This window comes from Corynebacterium sp. HMSC036D02 (assembly GCF_001836165.1).
Taxonomy (GTDB): Bacteria; Actinomycetota; Actinomycetes; order Mycobacteriales; family Mycobacteriaceae; genus Corynebacterium.
On record NZ_KV827655.1, the window covers coordinates 1 to 18,203 of the forward strand.

Here is an 18,203-nt window from a genome sequence, read left to right on the forward strand (position 1 = left end):
GCACACCCCCAACAAACAACAAATCCCCAGTTCAACCGTGAGATTGGACCAGGGAAACGTCGCCAAGCATGGCGCCTTAGTAGAGCTCCTCCTCTTGAGTGCGCTCTATCGTGGCGCCCAGCGCCTGGAGGTTCTCTACAAAGTTGGGATAGCCGCGATCGATGTGGAAGACATCGTGCACGGTGGTTGTCTCATCCGCGCACAGTGCAGAGAGCACCAACCCGGCGCCTGCACGAATATCGGAACTCCAGACATGCGTCGAAGACAGACGCTCCTGCCCGCGGATGACTACGTGGTGTCCATCAACTTGAGCATCGGCGCCAAGGCGGAGCATCTCGTCCACGAAACGGAAGCGCGATTCAAAGACATTCTCCGTAATGATGGAGGTGCCTTCCGCCACGGCGGACAGACCAATGGCAATGGGCTGAAGATCCGTAGGGAAACCGGGGTACGGAAGGGTTTGATAATCCACGGCGCTCGGGCGACCATTCATGCGCACTCGGAAACCATTGACATAGTCCTCAACGTCAGCGCCGGCGGACTTCAGTTTTTCCAGCGGCAGGTGCAGGTGCTTAGGAGCAATGCCACCCACCGTAATATCACCGCGAGTCATCACAGCGGCATAAGCCCAAGTGCCTGCAACGATGCGGTCGCCGATGACCTCGTGCTTCGTCGGCTGCAGCTTGTCTACGCCCCGAATGGTAATGGTGGACGTCCCCTCCCCAGAGATATCGGCCCCCATTTCCTTGAGCATCGTGCACAGGTCAACGATCTCCGGTTCGCGGGCAGCATTGTGGAGTTGAGTTTCACCATCAGCAAGCACCGCGGCGGTAAGAATATTCTCCGTCGCACCCACGGAGGGGAAATCCAGCCTGATATTTGCCCCGTGGAGTCGGTCGGCTTCCGCCACCACAGCACCGTGTTCGATGCGCGTGCGCGCGCCCATCTTCTCCAGCCCGGACTGGTGCATATCCAAGGGGCGGGAACCAATAGCATCACCGCCTGGCAAGGCCACCTTCGCGTGACCGCAGCGCGCGGTCAACGGTCCCAGCACACACACGGAAGCGCGGAATTGGCGCACCGCATCGAAGTCCGCGTTGGAGTGCAGCTCGGCTGGGGTGGTGATGCGCACGGTGTGGCCATCAATCTCCACTGTGCAGCCGAGGCCCTCGAGGACCTTTCGCATTAGGGGGACATCGAGAATCTCAGGACAGTTGGTCAGCGTGGTGGTGCCCTCCGCCAACAGTGCCGCAGCCATCAGCTTCAGCACACTGTTTTTAGCACCGTCAACCTTGACGGTGCCCTGCAGGCGCGCCCCACCGGAGACAATAAATTGGTCTTTCACGCCCACCCAACTTACCTACAATCAGGGCAACGCGCCTATACGACGGGCCGCATTAACCGCCTCATAACGAGTATGCGCACCCAATTTGCGCATGACAGAACGCAGATAGGACTTCACAGTTTCGGCACCAATGCCCATCTCCTCGGCCGCCTCAACGTTGGTATGGCCTAGTGCAACGCAGGAAAGAACATCGAGTTCGCGTGCGGACAGCTTGGTGGACTGCTTCACGCGCACCGGAGAGACCATCTGATCACACAGCGCCTCAAGCTCCTTGCGAAGGTCTTCATCATTGACACGGTTAGCCAGCATCCGCAGCTTGGAGTGCGTCGAGCGCACCTGCTCCCATTCAGCACCGTTCATCACGTGCCCGCGCGCGGCGCCACCCTTACCACCATCGGCGCGGCGCAATGCGGAATTAACAGCCAAATCCTGCTCGAGGCAGCGGGCGGTCATGGTCACCTCTTCGATCACCTTGTCACCCAAGCGCACCGGCGAATGAACGCCGACATAAAGGACGCCGCGAATCTCACGCTGAACGGTAACCGGCACCGCCACGATAGAGTGCAGACCTTCGTCTTGAATGTAGCGATCATTCTCATGGCTAATCGTGGTGGCCCGGGTGTAATCGGAGACACCAACTGCGCGGCGAGTACTAACAACGCGCCCGCCGACGCCCACATTCGCGTCAATCACCAAGTTCTGCAAAGCCGGGGTCCGCAGACCTACCCACTGGGTAATCTGCAGGCGATTATCCGGCAGCAAGGTTCCGTACATCGTGACGGGGATTCCCGTTGCGGTCTTCAGCGACGAGAGCGCTGCGCGTACGGCTTCGTCGTCATCCTTGAGTCGGTGCGGCTCCATGAGACTCTCTCTTACTCGGGGGTAACCAGCAGGTGCACCCACATTCCCCGCCTGAAACGGGGGTAGGTAAACACTATTTGCGAAGTATAACCGGCCGACGGGGGTAATTCTAAATCACGCCACAGCCTCCTCCGCCACCCGAAATCCCACATTCCATGCCCGAATACTCTGTCCAGAATTTATATACCACTCAGTCTATTGCCACGGTGTAAGGTGTCTGCTGTACATCAAAACTTATTTCCAAGGAGTCCACATCGTGGCTGTATATGAGAACATTCTCGACACCATCGGCGGAACCCCACTTGTCCGCCTCAACCGTCTCACCGAAGGCCTCGGCGCCGAGGTTCTCGTGAAGGTTGAGTCCTTCAACCCCGCGAATTCCGTCAAGGACCGCATCGCCAAGGCGATTGTCGATACCGCCGTTGAATCCGGCGAGCTGAAGCCGGGCGGCACCATCGTGGAGGCCACCTCCGGCAACACCGGTATCGGCCTGGCGCTCGTCGGTGCAGCTCAGGGTTACAAGGGCATTCTCACCATGCCGGAGACCATGTCCAACGAGCGCAAGGTTTTGCTGCGTGCTTATGGAGCGGAGATCGTCCTCACCCCGGGCGCTGCGGGCATGAAGGGTGCCGTCGAAAAGGCCAACGAGATTATCGCCGAGACCCCCAACGCCATCCTGGCTTCCCAGTTCGCCAACGAGGCCAACCCGAAGATCCACGAGGCAACCACCGGCCCCGAGATCTGGGAAGATGCCGAGGGCAAGGTCGATGCTTTCGTCGCTGGTGTGGGCACCGGCGGCACCGTCACCGGCGTCGGCCGCTACCTGCGCTCCCAGAACCCGGATACCTACCTGGTGGCCGTGGAGCCCTCCGACTCCCCCGTCCTGTCCGAGGGCCACGCTGGCCCGCACAAGATCCAGGGCATCGGCGCTAACTTCGTCCCGGAGGTCCTAGACCGCGAGATCCTCAACGAGGTCCTGACCGCAAGCACCGAAGAATCCGTGTCCACCGCACGCAAGCTAGCCACCGAAGAGGGTCTGCTGGTTGGTATCTCCTCCGGCGCGAACGTCTCCGCCGCCCTGAAGCTGGCTGCTCGTGACGAGTTCAAGGGCAAGACCATCGTGGTTGTCGCCCCGGACTTTGGTGAGCGCTACGTCTCCACCATTCTCTTCGAGGACATCCGCGAAGCTTAAGAAATAGTTAACATGGCTCTCCGCGGGACGTCGCTAAGCACGGCGCCGTGATGAGCCTCCGAATAAAAGCGCCCTCTGTGCTAGGGGGCGCTTTTTCTTTCTGGATAGGATGGTTCGCATGCACATCTTGAAGATGATCCGTGAAGACCTCGCCAACGCGCGCGAGCATGACCCGGCGGCGCGCGGCGACGTCGAGAATGCCGTGGTTTATTCCGGCCTCCACGCTATCTGGGCGCATCGCATCGCCCACCGCATGTGGAAGCGCGGCTGGCGTGGACCAGCCCGCATTTTGGCGCAGCTTAACCGCTTCTTCACCGGTATTGAGATCCACCCCGGCGCCACCATCGGCCGGCGCTTCTTCATTGACCACGGCATGGGGATCGTCATTGGTGAAACCGCCGAGATCGGCGATGGCGTCATGCTCTACCACGGCGTGACCCTCGGCGGTCAGGTGCTCACTCAGACGAAGCGTCACCCAACGATTGAGGACAACGTGACCATCGGCGCCGGCGCCAAGGTGTTAGGCCCCATCACCATCGGTGAGGGCTCCGCAGTGGGCGCTAACGCCGTGGTGACGAAAGATGTGCCACCTCATCACATAGCTACGGGTATCCCCGCAAAGAACCGTCCGCGCAAGAAGGACGAGCGCATCAAGCTGGTGGACCCGGACTACTACATCTAAGGGCCACAGACTCCGTCTCTAGAGGCTGCCCTCACGGTTAGTCAGGCGCTGGTATTCAGGGTTCTTCTCAATAAACCGCGCCACGGCACTGCACGTTGGGATGACTTGGCGGCCTACCGTTGAGTCATCATCCAACGCCGCCTTAATCAGCGGCTTGGACAAGCCTTGGCCCTGAAAAGACTCAAAGATTTCCGTGTGCGTGAACTCGCGCGTGGTGGCGGAATCACTATATTCAGCAAAACCCGCTTCTTCTCCGTCAACGGTGATGACGAAGCGAGATTGATCGGTTTGGTGTGCAACAGAGGTAGTCATGCAGCCCATTAAACCAAAAAATGCACCAAAAAAGCCCCCTCTATTGCTAGAGAGGGCTATCTTGTGGCCAGAGCCAGGATCGAACTGGCGACCCCACACTTTTCAGGCGTGTGCTCTACCGACTGAGCTATCTGGCCAGAAGCCACAAGGACTTCGGCGACCCTGACGGGACTTGAACCCGCGACCTCCGCCGTGACAGGGCGGCGCGCTAACCAACTGCGCCACAGGGCCATTTTTAGTTTTCTTTTGTGCGCTGGGCACGAATAAGTACTCTACACAAAGCTAGAGAAGCACAGCAAATCAGCACGTCAATAACTGTTTTTAACGGTGGAATAGCACCCCGATTTAAGGCCACCCCAGATCATAGACCTAAACGCCCCTCCCCGCTCCTGGCAGGCGCCCGAGGAAGAGGTAAGGACAAAACGACGCAAGCCTCGAGGCTTGTTTTAAAACAAAGCTTCGAGGCTTGAAGATGGCGACCCTGACGGGACTTGAACCCGCGACCTCCGCCGTGACAGGGCGGCGCGCTAACCAACTGCGCCACAGGGCCATAATTATTTTCTTGTGCACCAACACGAAAGTGTTGGTACCCCCAACGGGATTCGAACCCGTGCCGCCGCCGTGAAAGGGCGGTGTCCTAGGCCGCTAGACGATGGGGGCCCGTTGCCTTGAGGCAACTTTGTAAAAATATACTGGAGACATCCTCACTTAACCAAATCGCCCCGGCAGAAAGGCGGAAAACCATGTCTGACCAGCGAGATACCTGCTCCTGTCATGAGCCGGGTGTGCACGGCTATAACTCGGATGATGAACAGAAAGCGAAGTACTTAGCGCGTCTCAAACGCATCGAGGGGCAAACACGAGGTATCCACCGCATGATCGCGGAGGACCAATACTGTATCGACATCATCACGCAGATTTCGGCGGTGACCTCAGCTCTCGAAAACGTCTCCTTGGCGCTACTAGAGGACCACATAGAGCACTGCGTGGCCGGAGCCGCCGCCGAGGATGGGCAAGTAGCCTCAGAGAAGCTAGAGGAGGCTATGCGGGCCATTCGGAAGCTCGTTAAGAGCTAGCACGCTGCCAGCCGCACCCTCTGCGACTTAAAGCCCCGCAAAACTACGCAAAGAGCCGCCCGAAGGCGGCTCTTTTTGTGGGCCCTGCGGGGCTCGAACCCGCGACCTGCGGATTAAAAGTCCGTAGCTCTACCAACTGAGCTAAAGGCCCAACGCCCAACCATCTTAGTAGGTGGCACTAAAGAAAAGGAAATGGCCCTCACCTCCAGTGGTAAGGGCCACGACCTAAAGGGCGATTCGCAATTAACCGCGCATGTCACCCTTCTCCATGAAGTTCACCTGGAAATCAAAGGCGGTCTTCAGATCGTGCGGGGTGTGCTGGAACTTGTTGGCCTTGGCACGCTCGAAGTACTCCTCCAACATCGGGCGGTAGTCCGGATGAGCCACGGCGATAACCTCCTCCACGCGCTCCTTCGGAGCCAGGCCGCGCAGGTCTGCAACACCGTACTCGGTGATGATGACCATGGTGTCGTGCTCAGTGTGGTCGGTGTGAGACACAAAAGGCACGATGGCGGAGATGGCACCATCCTTCGCTACCGACGGGGAGACGAAGGTGGAGATATAAGCGTTACGGGTGAAGTCACCGGAGCCGCCGGTACCGTTCATAATGCGGGAGCCGGAGACGTTGGTGGAGTTAATGTTGCCGTAGATGTCGCCCTCAATCATGCCGTTGGAGGAGATCAGGCCCACGCGGCGGATAACCTCCGGGTGGTTGGACACCTGCTGCGGGCGCAGGATGATGTGCTTGGCGTAGCGGTCCGCCTCAGCGTTCATCTTGTCCGCGTACTCCGGGGACAGAGCGAAGGAGGTGGCGGAGGCGACGGTCATCTTGCCGGCGTCGATAAGATCCAGCATGCCGTCCTGGATAACCTCGGTATAGGCCTGAATGTTTTCAAACTTGGAGTCCAACAGGCCCGCCATCACGGCGTTCGGGACGTTGCCCACACCGGACTGCATGATGAACTTGTCGTATTCTAGGCGGCCGGCAGCAACCTCGCCCTCAAGGAACTCGATGAAGTTCGCAGCGATCTTCTCAGAGACCTCGTCCGGAGCCTTGAACGGAGCGTTGCGGTCCGGAGCATTGGTCTTGACCACGGCCACGACCTTTTCCTCCGGAATCTCGATGTAGGTGGTGCCAACGCGGTCAGCCGGCTTGGTAATCGGGATCGGCTGGCGGTTCGGCAGCTTCTCAATACGGTAGATATCGTGCATGCCCTCGAGGTTGAGGGACTGCCACTCGTTGATCTCAATGATGATCTTGTCGGCGGCCTCAATGTATTCGAGGTTGTTACCCACTGCGGAGGAAGGAACAATGTTTCCCTTCTCATCAATGCGCACAGCCTCAATGATGGCTACCTGGAAGTCACCGTAGAAGCCCTCCTCCACCTGCTGACCAGAGTGCGAGAGGTGAATATCCTGGTAGAGGGCGGAGCCGTCGTTGAAGCGGCCGCGCAGTACCGGATCAGAGTTATACGGAGAGCGGAAGCGAATCGCGTTTGCCTCAGCCAGCACGCCGTCGCAGTCCGGAGCGGTGGAGGCGCCAGAGAAGACGTCGATCTTGAACTCCTCGCCTGCCTCGTGGGCCGCCTTTGCCTTTTCCGCGATAGCGGTCGGCAGGGCCTTGGGGTAGCCAGCACCGGTAAATCCGGAGATTCCCACACGATCACCGTGGTTGACGAACTTTGCGGCCTCGTCAGCGCTCATCACGAGCTTCTCAAACGGCGCGTATGCAATTCTCTCAGACATTAGTCCTCCTTTTATGTGCAGAAACGACCTACGTTACGGTCCTTTCCTATTAGTTACATGCACCACACTAGCGAATCAGTGGCGGATTTACCGCACTCTGCCCCAAACCGTGTGCACCCCTCACTTTTCTCATCAGAATTTGCCACCCCAGGCTCTTTCCGCGCACAATTGGCGGCGTGACTCTTGCAATCGGAAAAATCCAGCTCAACTCCCCCGTTGTCCTCGCCCCCATGGCTGGCGTGACCAACGTGGCTTTTCGCGTGCTGTGCCGCGAGCAAGAGATTGAAAAGACCGGGACTGTCTCCGGCCTCTACGTGTGTGAAATGGTCACCGCACGCGCCTTGGTAGAGCGCAACCCCAAGACCCTCCACATGACCACCTTCGATCCCCAAGAGCAGCCACGCTCATTGCAGCTGTACACCGTCGATCCGGAGTACACATACAAGGCAGCAAAGATGATCGTGGATGAGAACCTGGCGGACCACATCGATATGAACTTTGGCTGCCCAGTCCCCAAGGTCACGCGCCGCGGCGGAGGCTCTGCGCTCCCCTATAAGCGCCGCCTGTTTGGCAACATCGTCGCCGCCGCAGTCAAGGCAACCGAGGGCACGGACATTCCAGTCACGGTGAAGATGCGCGTCGGCATCGATGAGGAGCACAAGACACACCTCGATGCCGGCCGCATCGCCGTGGCGGAAGGCGCCGCAGCAGTTGCTTTGCACGGGCGCACTGCCGCCCAGCGCTACTCCGGACACGCCGACTGGGGCGAGATCGCCCGTTTGAAGGAGCACTTGGCGGACACGGAAATCCCGGTCTTGGGCAACGGCGATATCTTCAAAGCAACCGATGCGCACGACATGATGGAGCAAACGGGATGCGACGGCGTCGTGGTGGGCCGCGGCTGTTTGGGCCGCCCGTGGCTTTTTGCGGAGCTTTCCGCCCACCTGCGGGGTGAGCCGGTACCGGAAGAGCCCACGCTAGGTGAAGTCACGCGCATCATGATCCGCCATGCAGAGCTTCTGGCCCAGCATGAGGGCGAGGCTCAAGCCAGCCGCGATATTCGCAAACACATTGGCTGGTACCTGCGTGGTTTTCCCGTGGGCGGCCAGGTACGTGCGGGCCTTTCTCGCGTCAATTCCTTGGGGGATCTGCGCGAACTGCTGGCGCCGTGGGCGGACTCGCCTGCGCTTGCCGACGACGCCGATGGCGCCCGCGGCCGCCAGGGCTCACCCGCCAAGGTGGTCCTTCCCGAGGGCTGGCTCGATGATCCGGAGGACGCCACCGTGCCGGAAGGCGCAGAGATTATGCACTCCGGCGGCTAGCCGCGAATTATTCAAACTTGTTGCTCGACAGGCACTAGACCAATAATTCAGCTAAAGTACGTGGCATGCGCGCTGCTTATCGTGAACAGTTGGATAATTTTTCCCATGATCTCATCATCATGAGCACCACCGTCCATAAGCTCATGGCTCTCGCCTCCCAGGCGTTAATCAAGGCCTCCCTGCAACCGGCTGAGGAGGCTGTGTCGCTGCGCGATGAACTGGATGAGGTGCGCTCACGCTGCGAAGACCGCGCGGTCTCCCTACTAGCCTTGGAAAACCCAATGGCCAAGGATCTCCGCCAGGTCATCTCTTCCATATATATTGTTGAAGACTTCTATCGCATGGGCCGCCTGTCCCAGCATATTGCCACGAGTGCCCGCCGCCGCCACCCCGAGCCAGTGGTACCAGCAGACATCGTGGGCTACTTTGAGGAATATGCGCGCCTTGTTCTCGATATGTCCGCAGGGCTCAAGGACATCCTCATCACCCGCGATCCGGAGCTAGCGCTTCGGCTCACCGAAGATGACGATGCCGTCGATGACATCAACCAGCACTTGATGCGCATGCTGACCCAGCGGGAATGGAAGGGAACGGTCCGCCAGGCTGTGGAGACCTCGCAGCTATCGCGCTATTACGAGCGTTTCGCCGATCATTGCGCCGCCGCTGCCGGACGCATCATTTATCTTGCAACGGGCCTGGACTCGGACCGCTATATGCGCAAGCGCGATCAAGAACAACGCGAGGCCGAGCTGGAGGCCCGCATGGCGGAGCTAGAGCGCCAGTTCCACAACTAGGTGGGGTTTCCCGGCCTCACTGCTTCCCCGCCGCTGGGCCCGCCTAGAGGCGGTTGAAGACACAAATAAGCCGGCTCCCTCTTCTAGACCTTAAACAGTCGAGAGAGGGCGCCGGCTTTCGGCACTATGGCGCCATCTGTGTTTAGCCAAAGCGGCCGGAGATGTAGTCCTCGGTGTCCTTCTTAGAGGGGTTCTCGAAGATCTTAGTGGTGTCATCGAACTCGACGAGGTGACCCGGCCTGCCGGTGGCCTCCAGAGAGAAGAAACCGGTCTTATCGGACACGCGGGCTGCCTGCTGCATGTTGTGGGTCACGATAACGATGGTGAAGTTTTCCTTCAGCTCGTGAATGAGGTCCTCCACGGCCAGAGTGGAAATCGGGTCCAGAGCAGAGCATGGTTCGTCCATGAGGAGAACCTCCGGTTCCACGGCGATCGCGCGGGCGATGCACAGACGCTGCTGCTGGCCACCGGACAGGCCGCCGCCCGGCTTATCCAGGCGGTCCTTAACCTCGTCCCAGAGGTTAGCGCCGCGCAGGGACCTTTCGGCAACTTCCTTCAGCTTCTTCTTGTTCTTTTCGCCGGACAGCTTCAGGCCGGCAACAACGTTGTCCTCGATGGACATGGTTGGGAACGGGTTAGCCTTCTGGAAGACCATGCCGATGGTGTTGCGAACGGATACCGGGTCAACTTTGGGGTCGTAGATGTTCTGGCCGTCCAACAGGATTTCACCCTTGACGGAGGCACCGGGGATGACCTCGTGCATACGGTTCAGGGTGCGCAGAACGGTGGACTTACCGCAGCCGGACGGGCCGATGAACGCGGTAACGGCCTTGGCCGGAATCTGCATGTTAACGTTCTGCACGGCGTGGAAGTCGCCGTAGTAGATGTTCACGTCATTAAGCTCAAGCTTAGACATTAGGGAGTTTCTCCTCTTAAGAATGTATGGCGGAATAGAGTGTTACGGCGATCTATTTCTTGACCGAGAACTTCGCGGAAATGACACGAGCCGCGATGTTGAGGATGGCGATGAGGATAACCAGCGTCAGCGCTGCACCCCAGAGCTTATCCAGGACGGCCGGTTGTGCGCCGGCCTTGTACATATCCAGCATCATCAGCGGCAGCGAGGACTGCGAGCCCTTGAATGCGTCCCAGTTGATGATGGAGGAGGAACCAACAAGGACCAGCACCGGAGAAGACTCACCCATCACACGCGCAATCGCGAGCATAATACCGGTAACGATGCCGGACAGAGCGGTCGGCAGGACGATGCGAGCAATGGTCTTCCACTTCGGAACACCCAGCGCATAGGAAGCCTCACGCAGGTCCATGGGAACCACGCGGAGCATCTCTTCGGTATTGCGGACCACAATAGGAATCATCAACAGCACCAAGGAAAGCGCCACGGCGAAGCCGGAGCGGCCAAAGCCGAAGAGTGTAATCCACATAGCGAAAATAAACAGCGCGGCAACGATGGACGGCACACCGGACAGGATGTCCACCATGAAAGTGGTGGTGCGGGCGAGCCAGCCACCCTTGGAATACTCCACCAAGTAGATGGCGGTGAAGATACCAATCGGGATGGAGATGATGGAGGCCAGAATGGTCTGGACGAAGGTACCGATGATCGCGTGAGCAGCACCGCCACCTTCAACGCTGTTCATGATGCCTCGCTGAGACGTAGTCCACCAATCTGCGTTGAAGATGACCCCGCTGCCACGGGCGAAGAGTTCCCACAGAACCCAAACCAGAGGGACCATGGCGAGAATCATGGCCGCCCAGACCACAACGGTGGCGATGGTGTTCGTGGCCTTGCGGGAGCTGGAAATGTCCAGGAAGGTAGCGCCTGCGGAGGCAGGCTTAGCGTTTGCAGTAGTAGTCATTGTGTCCTCCTCCCTACTTCTTCTTCACGATGGCGCGGGCAATGGCGTTGACCACGAAGGTCAGCAAGAACAGCATGAGGCCGGCAGCGATGTAGGCACCAGCGCGCATCTCATTACCGAACTCTGCGGATGCCAGGGCGATGGCCATGGCGAAGGTCGTTCCGCCGTCGAAAAGCGAGAAGCGGAAGTCCACCAGCGGGGAGACAACCATGTACAGAGCCATCGTCTCACCCAGTGCACGGCCCAGACCAAGCATGGAACCGGCGATGTAGCCGGACATACCGAAGGGCAGCACCGTCATGCGGATAACTTCCCAACGGGTGGCGCCCAGTGCCAAAGCGGACTCAATTTGGCCAGGAGGGGTCTGAACGAAGACCTCACGCGCCGTGGCAGCGATAATCGGAAGAATCATCACGGCCAACACGATGCCACCGGTGAAAAGGTTACGGCCGGTAGCAAACGACGGCGAATTGTCGAAGACGGTGAAAAGGAAGAACCCACCGGCCCAGGACTCCAGCCACGAGTAGAAACCAGAAAGAGCCGGGCCAAGCACCTGCCAGCCCCACAGACCATAAACAATGGACGGGACAGCAGCGAGCATGTCCACGAGGAAGCCCAGTGGCTTAACCATGCGTGCGGGTGCGTAGTTGGACAGGAAGATGGCAATCGCCAGTGCAACCGGCATAGCCAGCAGCAGGGCGAAGACGGAAATCAGCACCGTGGTGCCGAACATGGTCGGGATACCGAACTTCATCGCGGAAGTATCGCCGGTCTCCCAACGGCCACCGTAGGTGAAGAAGCCCAAGATGCCACCATCATTGACGCCCAACGCAGGCACAGCACGCCACAGCAGGAAGCCTGCGATGGCAGCAATCATGACGGTAATCAAAGTAGCCGAAGCAGAAGAAAGGAATTCGAAGATTCGGTCGCCTGGCCGCTTAACTCCGCTACTGGAGGTTGCGGTGGCAAGTTCTTCGGATCCGCCGGTAGAAAGCCGCTCAGCAGCGGAGACGGAAAGCTCCGCCTGCTCTGGCGCCGTGGTGAGATTATTGTCTGCCATGAGACGTTCTAATCCTTTTCAGCGTTAAGAATGGAATTTGTCGTTACATACCTGCGCCCCCAAAGCGCGAATCGAGTGCGGCAGTGGGGGCGAGAGATATTAAGCTTTGTAAAGCTCTAGCTCTTACTGCAGAGCGTCAACAGCAGCCTTCAGCTTGTCCAGGTGTGCACCCTCAACCGGGATGAAGCCCTGGGAAGCAAGCTGGTCATCCTGGTGATCCAGGACGGTGGTGAAGAAGGCCTTGACCAGAGCGGAGGTCTCCTCATCGTAACCAGCGGAGCAAACGATGTTGTAGGTGGTCAGGATGAGCGGGTATGCGCCCTCATCGTCGGAAGCGAACAGAGCGTCGGAGTCAACAACCATGTTGTGCTCGGAGTCGGTCTCCTTGAACTCCAGGTTCTCCAGAGCAACGTTGACGGACTCGGTGTTCAGCTCAACCGGGCCGTGGCCGAAGTCAATCTTTGCCTTCTGAACGCCGTCTGCTTCCTTCTGGTCAGCGAAGCCGGACTCAACGTAGGTGATAGCACCCTTGATGTTGGCAACCTGGTCAGCAACACCAGCGGAACCGTTGGCGCCCTCACCAACTGCATCCGGGAACTGCTTGCCCTCGGTGTCCCAGTCGCCGGTAGCGGCCTTCAGGAACTTCTGGAAGTTAGCGGAGGTACCAGACTCATCGGAGCGGAAGATAACGGTGATGTCCTCGTCCGGCAGGTCGGTGCCTTCGTTGTCAGCAGCGATTGCCTCATCGTTCCACTTGGTGATGTCACCCTTGAAGATCTTAGCCAGGGTCTCGGTGGACAGGTTGATCTCAGTGCCCTCGAGGTTGTACGCGATAGCAACCGGACCGATGGTGGTCGGCAGGTGCCATGCCTCGTTGCCGCCACAGCGCTCAGCGGCAGCCTCAACCTCACCCTCGTCGTCCTTCAGAGCAGAGTCAGAACCAGCGAAGTCAGCCTGGCCGTTGGTGAAAGCCTCAACGCCAGCGCCGGAGCCGGATGCGTTGTAGGACAGGGAAGCATTCGGGTAATCCTCAGAGAACGCAGTCTGGAAGTAAGACATTGCATTCTGCTGGGAGGAAGCGCCGTCACCAACGAGCTCGCCGGAGACGTCGGAGCCCTCAGAGCCGCCTTCAGCGGAGCCGGAGTCATTGGACTCGGAGCAAGCGACGAGAGCGGTGGAGGTGGCGGCGACGATGCCGAAGATAGCGGCAGTGCGCTTGAAGTTGCGGATCACGGGAAACCTTTCCGGTGCGGATACAAGAGAATGATTGTCCGAGAAAACCGTTCGCTGCAGTTCTTTAAAGGCGAGCACGATTAACTCACGGGAAGTAAAGCTATATGGGGTGGGTTAACCCCATAGGGATCAAGAGATGAACAATCGGTGAACTTGTACCAAAAGGCGGTGAGGCTAGTCACTTTTCGCCCAGACGCAGTGTTCCTCTGCAATGGAGAATCCCAAACGCTCATAGGCCTTTACTGCAGGATCATTGTCCGCCTCGACATATAAAATGACCTTGTCCGCGCGTTTTTCCACCATGCGCTGCAGCCCCGCGGTGAGCAGTGGCCCACCAAGCCCACGCCCGCGGTAGTCCTCCCCCAGTCCCACAACATAGACCTCACCGAAGGCTGGGGTGTCCTCCGCATGCCATTTCAGCCAGTGAAAACCGGCCATTGTTGGGGCACTGTGCGCACCATCGTGCGAATCCCACAGGAATAACACGTCAGCAGGATCGAACCACTCGGCTTCCATCCCGCGATGCAGGCGCTCCAGGTCCCAGCCTCCTTGCTCCGGATGCCAGGAGAAGGCCTCGTTGTTGGTGCGTACCCATTCCGCCTCGACGTGCTCGCGTCCGAAGCGCTCCACCGACTTGGTGTACGTGTGAATCTCTAGGCCGTCAACCGTTGCGGGCGCCTCTTCCGCTGCGCGTAGGTCCCGGCCCTCAATAGCCATGACGAGCAGGCGCCTGACGACATCCATCTCATTACGCTTCGCCAGCGCCTGGGCGGCCGGGAGGTTGCCATGCGCCCAGATCTGGGGGGATGCCGGGAGGGCGTCGACAAGCGCCTGCCCTATCCCTCGCCCACGGTGGTCCACACCGACAAAGAGCTCCACGGTCTGCCTGTCGAGGGCAGCCACACCGAGCACCTCACCGTCCTCGATGGCGAGCAGGTGGCGGTGGCCCAGGCGGTCATCCCGCAGCCCGATAAGAAACTGCTCTGAGAGAGGCGCAACGCCATCGTGTGTTTCCGCCGCTGCAGCAAGTTCCTCGACGCGCTGCGCGAGATCTAGATTCTGCGGCACAGTAATGGTCTCTACATTCATGCTTCCCACCCTACGTGCGGTAGTAATAGAGGGGTGACCGTCATCTATCTCAGCCGCAACCTCGTACGCCTTGCCGCCGTCGCGGGAGTGGTCCTGACCGCATGGCTGGCGGATTCAGCAGTAGCGATGCATGCGGAACACACCGTGGCCCAGCAGGCGAAGACCAGCTCCCAATTGGAGAATACACCGAATGTATATATCGGCGGAGTCCCCTTTACCCTGGGCGCACTCACCAAGGAGATCCCCTACCTCGAAGTTAAATCTTCTGATGTGGAGGTTCCCAAGCTCGGCATGGTCAATGCCTCGACTACTCTGCGCGACATCACGATCCGCCCCGAGCAGCTCTTCAGCGGCGAGCTGGAAGGCTCGCCGGTGTCGACCTACACGCGCAGCATCAGCCTCGACGGTGTGGCCTTGGGCCGCATGCTGGGCATTACCGATCTGTCCATTGCCAACCCCGATGACATGTCCCCCACCGGCGGCCCCTCGGCCGAAGCTGAGCTCACCGGCACGCTACCAGGAGATAACACCAAGTCCACCGCGACGGTGACGCTGCGCCTCGTCGGCCCAGAGTTTCGCATGAGCGTCTATGGAACCGATGATGAACGCCTCAAGAAGGCTTTCGGTTTAGTCTTGGATACCCGCCAGCTCCCCCTGCCTTCCCAAGCCACCTCCGTAAAACTGCACGGCGGCTCCATCACCTTCGAGGTGCAGCGCCGCAACATCACGTTGAAGACGGCGCAGCTCTCGCCACTAGAGATCGACGGCTCAGAAGAAAAGGCCGTCGAAGATGCAGCGCAGAAGGCACAGGACACGGCCAATGAAGTGGGCAGCGCGCCAACGACGCCACCGAGTTGGCGCCAAAACTAGTTGATTCGAACGAGGTCCCGCAGGATCCGGCGGATGTTGCGGTGCATGGGCGGGGCTGGATCGACGGGGGCGAAGACTTCCAGCGCGTCCGCTTCCGATTCCAGGTGGACCTCCGTGAAGGTGCCCTCCGATTCCCCATCTGCCTGGAAGCGGTGCGGTTTCGGGCACACCAGATCCACCTCGACGGCATCCTCGAAGTGCAGCGTGCGGGCATCCGTGACCTTATTCAGCCAGTGGCGGTGATCCACACCGAAGAGGTGGAGCACGCCGACGAGACCATCAATGCCGCCGAGGTCGGACACCCCGAATAGGCCAAGGCCCTGGTCGAAGGAGTTGCGCGGATTAGTCACCACGGGCAGCGGGCCGAGGAAAGTCCACGGGTTGGTGTTGGAGGTGAACATGACGGGTACGTCGTCAGCCGCGAAGGTTTCTCCCGAACTCGAGCGCGCACGCACGCTAATGCGCGGTGGGCGGATGCGGGCGCGCTGATAGGCCTGAAAGGCCACAGCCAAATAGCGCAGCGGGGTGGCTGCAAAGCCCAACTCCCGAGCACGGTCCACGCGCGCCAGCACGTCAGCATCCAGCCCGAAACCAGCATTGACCGCGAACCATCTGTCATTCCACACACCTAAGGAGACGGTGCGGCGCGTATTGCGTTCCAGCATCCGAGCCAACACGTGCGCTGCCTCGACCGGAGTATTGGGGAACCCAAGGGCGCGAACGAAGACATTGGCGGAACCAGTGGGGATCACTGCGAGTGCTGGAATCTCCTGGGGGCTGGGGCGCTCTGCGGAATCTGCAGGACCCAGCAGCCCGTTGACAACCTCATTCACCGTGCCATCGCCGCCGAAGACCAAGATGACATCGAAGTCTTCCCGCGTCATGCCGCGCACCATATCCTGCGCGTGCCCCGGGTAATGCGTGAAGCGAGCCAGCAGCTGCAGCCCCTCCACGTCCCGAATAACGGGCAGAACCTCGCGGAAAAGGGCCGAATTCTGGCTCGTGGAGTACGGGTTTGAGATCAGCAAAACGCGCATGGCTCCCAAGACTACTGGAGCCTAGTGGTTTCCGTGATGCCACCACGACTACGCTGGGGCAGCATGAGCGAACAGACTAATAATGAAAACCAGACGGACAATACCCACCCGGAGAACACCAAGATAGACGGCAACGCAGCCGTTAACCAAGCTGCTGAAGCGTGGAAGGACGCTGCCTCCCGCAACATTCCTACCGTTGATGTGGCTGATAACCCCCTGCCGGATGAGACGGCGAACCTACGCCAGGGCCCGTCACTGCACGATGGCCTCTTGGGGCTTCTCCCCCTCGTTGGCGTCTGGCAGGGCGAAGGCCAGGCTCACAGCACCGACGGCGAACAATACGCCTTTGGCCAGCAGCTCATCATCGCCCACGATGGCGAGAACTACCTTACCTACACCTCCCGCACCTGGAAGATCGATTCTGAGGGCAAACCGGTGGGCCCAGATGTCCGCGAGTCCGGATTCTGGCGCATCTCCCTCAAGGACGAGATTGAGATGACCTACACCTCCTCCAACGGCATCAACGAGATCTTCTACGGCTCGCTGTTCAACGAGCGCGCCTGGCAGCTGGAATCTGCGTCCACCATGGTCACGGAAACAGGGCCTACCAACCTCGGCCCCGGCAAGCGTATGTACGGCCTCATGCCGAACAACAACCTGGGCTGGGTAGATGAGCGGCTTGTCGACGGCGAAATGCGCCCCTTCATGTCCGCCGAGCTCACCCGCGTGGCAGGCTAATCAGCAGGCGAGCTAGCTGAGCTAGCTAACGCTAGCTCGTAGTACGAGGGAATCTAGCGGGCTAGGGCGGCGTCGATCAGCGCGCGTATTTCTTCCGCGTTCGCCGGCGCCTTGAGTTTCTTGCCATCCAGGCGCGTCACGCGCACCGCCGTACGCACTGAGGACACCAGCCACACCGAGTCAGCTTCCTCGAGGTAGCGCAGGTCAAGCTCCTTCGCCTTGCAGCGATAGCCCTGCTCGGAGGCGTATTCGAACAGCGCCGCTTGCGTCGTGCCGGGCAAAATGCCCTTACCGGCGGGCGTGCGCAGCTTCGACCCTTTGACCGCCACCACGGTAGAGGTGGCGCCTTCCAACACCAGCCCGGTATCGGGATCAGTAAAGATCACGTCATCAAACCCGCGCTCACGCGCCAGGCGCAGCGTGGCCATAGTGGCCGCGTAATTCAGCGTTTTCGCCGGTAGCTCCTCCGCTACTTGCCACAGACGCGGGGTACTCATTACCTTGACGCCGGTAGCACGCTGCGCCACAACCGCGTCCGGCACCTCCTGAACCACCACCCAAGCCGTGGGCACCCCGGTAGAAGCGCGGCCCCGGGTATAGGTCCACGTGCACTTGGCTTCTAGCGACGAGCCCTCCTCTCCCTCCGTGCCGGCGGGGCCATAGAAGTCCGCGATGGCCAGCTCAGTGGCTTCTTGCCACTTGTGCATCGGCGGCTCCGGCAGATCGAGCGCGCGGGCGGAATGCCGGAAGCGCTCCGCGTGGCGGTGAAAATTAGCGGCCTTGCCATTGCGAACAAGGAGGGACTCGAAGATCCCATCGCCGCGCGTCACCGCGGCATCATCCCAATAGACCAACGGAAGGTTCGGCATATGGCGCCGCACCGACCCTCCAAATGGTTCCACAACGTAGATGACCGGCTCTTTCCTGCGCTGAAGGCTCATAGACCCGATTATGCCCTACCATCGG

18 protein-coding genes and 5 tRNA genes are annotated in these 18,203 nt (G+C 59.6%); 7 read left to right on the plus strand and 16 right to left on the minus strand.

The window, feature by feature from the left end:
* Nucleotides 1-76: 76 nt before the first annotated feature.
* Nucleotides 77-1,345, minus strand: a complete 1,269-nt coding sequence (gene murA / locus HMPREF2743_RS02535; RefSeq protein ID WP_070524799.1) for a UDP-N-acetylglucosamine 1-carboxyvinyltransferase — start codon at nucleotides 1,343-1,345, stop codon at nucleotides 77-79.
* A 21-nt stretch (nucleotides 1,346-1,366) separates the two neighbouring features.
* Nucleotides 1,367-2,206, minus strand: a complete 840-nt coding sequence (ramA, locus tag HMPREF2743_RS02540) for an acetate metabolism transcriptional regulator RamA (protein ID WP_010189033.1) — start codon at nucleotides 2,204-2,206, stop codon at nucleotides 1,367-1,369.
* Between the two features lie 256 nt (nucleotides 2,207-2,462).
* Here ramA and cysK point away from each other — a divergent pair, with 256 nt between their 5' ends.
* Nucleotides 2,463-3,398, plus strand: coding sequence for a cysteine synthase A (gene cysK / locus HMPREF2743_RS02545; RefSeq protein WP_070818122.1), 936 nt, complete (start codon nucleotides 2,463-2,465; stop codon nucleotides 3,396-3,398).
* Nucleotides 3,399-3,516: 118 nt separating this feature from the next.
* Nucleotides 3,517-4,080 (plus strand): serine O-acetyltransferase EpsC, encoded by a 564-nt coding sequence (gene epsC / locus HMPREF2743_RS02550; protein ID WP_141761380.1) that lies wholly within the window; start codon nucleotides 3,517-3,519, stop codon nucleotides 4,078-4,080.
* Nucleotides 4,081-4,098: 18 nt separating this feature from the next.
* Here epsC and HMPREF2743_RS02555 read toward each other — a convergent pair whose 3' ends face one another.
* The 5 genes from HMPREF2743_RS02555 to HMPREF2743_RS02575 form a co-directional block, all read right to left on the minus strand.
* Complete coding sequence (locus tag HMPREF2743_RS02555) at nucleotides 4,099-4,401, minus strand: GNAT family N-acetyltransferase (protein ID WP_070524745.1); 303 nt, start codon at nucleotides 4,399-4,401, stop codon at nucleotides 4,099-4,101.
* A 55-nt stretch (nucleotides 4,402-4,456) separates the two neighbouring features.
* Nucleotides 4,457-4,529, minus strand: a tRNA-Phe gene (locus tag HMPREF2743_RS02560).
* Nucleotides 4,530-4,549: 20 nt separating this feature from the next.
* Nucleotides 4,550-4,623: transfer RNA gene (locus HMPREF2743_RS02565), tRNA-Asp, on the minus strand.
* A gap of 242 nt (nucleotides 4,624-4,865) precedes the next feature.
* Nucleotides 4,866-4,942, minus strand: a tRNA-Asp gene (locus tag HMPREF2743_RS02570).
* 34 nt (nucleotides 4,943-4,976) lie between these two features.
* Nucleotides 4,977-5,052 (minus strand) — tRNA-Glu (locus HMPREF2743_RS02575).
* Nucleotides 5,053-5,135: 83 nt separating this feature from the next.
* Here HMPREF2743_RS02575 and HMPREF2743_RS02580 point away from each other — a divergent pair.
* Complete coding sequence (locus HMPREF2743_RS02580; RefSeq protein WP_070524747.1) at nucleotides 5,136-5,468, plus strand: metal-sensitive transcriptional regulator; 333 nt, start codon at nucleotides 5,136-5,138, stop codon at nucleotides 5,466-5,468.
* Between the two features lie 78 nt (nucleotides 5,469-5,546).
* Here HMPREF2743_RS02580 and HMPREF2743_RS02585 read toward each other — a convergent pair.
* Nucleotides 5,547-5,619, minus strand: a tRNA-Lys gene (locus HMPREF2743_RS02585).
* Nucleotides 5,620-5,711: 92 nt separating this feature from the next.
* Nucleotides 5,712-7,214 (minus strand): acetyl-CoA hydrolase/transferase family protein, encoded by a 1,503-nt coding sequence (locus HMPREF2743_RS02590; RefSeq protein ID WP_070818123.1) that lies wholly within the window; start codon nucleotides 7,212-7,214, stop codon nucleotides 5,712-5,714.
* Between the two features lie 176 nt (nucleotides 7,215-7,390).
* Here HMPREF2743_RS02590 and dusB point away from each other — a divergent pair, with 176 nt between their 5' ends.
* Together dusB and phoU are read left to right on the plus strand one after the other, a co-directional pair.
* Nucleotides 7,391-8,536: a tRNA dihydrouridine synthase DusB gene (dusB, locus tag HMPREF2743_RS02595; protein WP_070524751.1), complete on the plus strand. Its 1,146-nt coding sequence runs from the start codon at nucleotides 7,391-7,393 to the stop codon at nucleotides 8,534-8,536.
* Between the two features lie 65 nt (nucleotides 8,537-8,601).
* Entirely contained in the window at nucleotides 8,602-9,330 is a 729-nt protein-coding gene (gene phoU / locus HMPREF2743_RS02600) for a phosphate signaling complex protein PhoU (protein WP_070524752.1), read from the plus strand.
* A gap of 142 nt (nucleotides 9,331-9,472) precedes the next feature.
* Here phoU and pstB read toward each other — a convergent pair whose 3' ends face one another.
* The 5 genes from pstB to mshD all read right to left on the minus strand — a co-directional run bounded on the left by pstB (nucleotide 9,473) and on the right by mshD (nucleotide 14,592).
* Nucleotides 9,473-10,246: a phosphate ABC transporter ATP-binding protein PstB gene (pstB, locus tag HMPREF2743_RS02605; RefSeq protein ID WP_070524754.1), complete on the minus strand. Its 774-nt coding sequence runs from the start codon at nucleotides 10,244-10,246 to the stop codon at nucleotides 9,473-9,475.
* A gap of 52 nt (nucleotides 10,247-10,298) precedes the next feature.
* Nucleotides 10,299-11,210: a phosphate ABC transporter permease PstA gene (gene pstA / locus HMPREF2743_RS02610; RefSeq protein ID WP_070524756.1), complete on the minus strand. Its 912-nt coding sequence runs from the start codon at nucleotides 11,208-11,210 to the stop codon at nucleotides 10,299-10,301.
* Between the two features lie 13 nt (nucleotides 11,211-11,223).
* Nucleotides 11,224-12,270 carry a phosphate ABC transporter permease subunit PstC gene (pstC, locus tag HMPREF2743_RS02615; protein ID WP_070524758.1) on the minus strand — a complete coding sequence of 349 codons (1,047 nt, stop codon included), beginning with the start codon at nucleotides 12,268-12,270 and terminating at the stop codon, nucleotides 11,224-11,226.
* Between the two features lie 123 nt (nucleotides 12,271-12,393).
* Nucleotides 12,394-13,503, minus strand: a complete 1,110-nt coding sequence (gene pstS, locus HMPREF2743_RS02620) for a phosphate ABC transporter substrate-binding protein PstS (RefSeq protein ID WP_070524760.1) — start codon at nucleotides 13,501-13,503, stop codon at nucleotides 12,394-12,396.
* Nucleotides 13,504-13,677: 174 nt separating this feature from the next.
* On the minus strand, nucleotides 13,678-14,592 hold the full coding sequence (gene mshD, locus HMPREF2743_RS02625) for a mycothiol synthase (RefSeq protein ID WP_070524762.1): 915 nt from the start codon (nucleotides 14,590-14,592) through the stop codon (nucleotides 13,678-13,680).
* A 33-nt stretch (nucleotides 14,593-14,625) separates the two neighbouring features.
* On the opposite strand from mshD, the gene HMPREF2743_RS02630 reads away from it, so the two are divergent.
* Nucleotides 14,626-15,462 carry an LmeA family phospholipid-binding protein gene (locus HMPREF2743_RS02630; RefSeq protein WP_070524764.1) on the plus strand — a complete coding sequence of 279 codons (837 nt, stop codon included), beginning with the start codon at nucleotides 14,626-14,628 and terminating at the stop codon, nucleotides 15,460-15,462.
* Here HMPREF2743_RS02630 and HMPREF2743_RS02635 read toward each other — a convergent pair.
* Nucleotides 15,459-16,499, minus strand: a complete 1,041-nt coding sequence (locus tag HMPREF2743_RS02635; RefSeq protein WP_070524766.1) for a diacylglycerol/lipid kinase family protein — start codon at nucleotides 16,497-16,499, stop codon at nucleotides 15,459-15,461. The genes HMPREF2743_RS02630 and HMPREF2743_RS02635 overlap by 4 nt on opposite strands.
* 63 nt (nucleotides 16,500-16,562) lie before the next feature.
* Here HMPREF2743_RS02635 and HMPREF2743_RS02640 point away from each other — a divergent pair, with 63 nt between their 5' ends.
* Nucleotides 16,563-17,237, plus strand: a complete 675-nt coding sequence (locus HMPREF2743_RS02640) for a heme-binding beta-barrel domain-containing protein (RefSeq protein WP_070745112.1) — start codon at nucleotides 16,563-16,565, stop codon at nucleotides 17,235-17,237.
* A gap of 53 nt (nucleotides 17,238-17,290) precedes the next feature.
* Here the strand turns inward: HMPREF2743_RS02640 and HMPREF2743_RS02645 are convergent, their stop codons facing one another.
* Nucleotides 17,291-18,178, minus strand: a complete 888-nt coding sequence (locus HMPREF2743_RS02645) for an aminodeoxychorismate lyase (RefSeq protein ID WP_070818124.1) — start codon at nucleotides 18,176-18,178, stop codon at nucleotides 17,291-17,293.
* Nucleotides 18,179-18,203 lie beyond the last annotated feature (25 nt).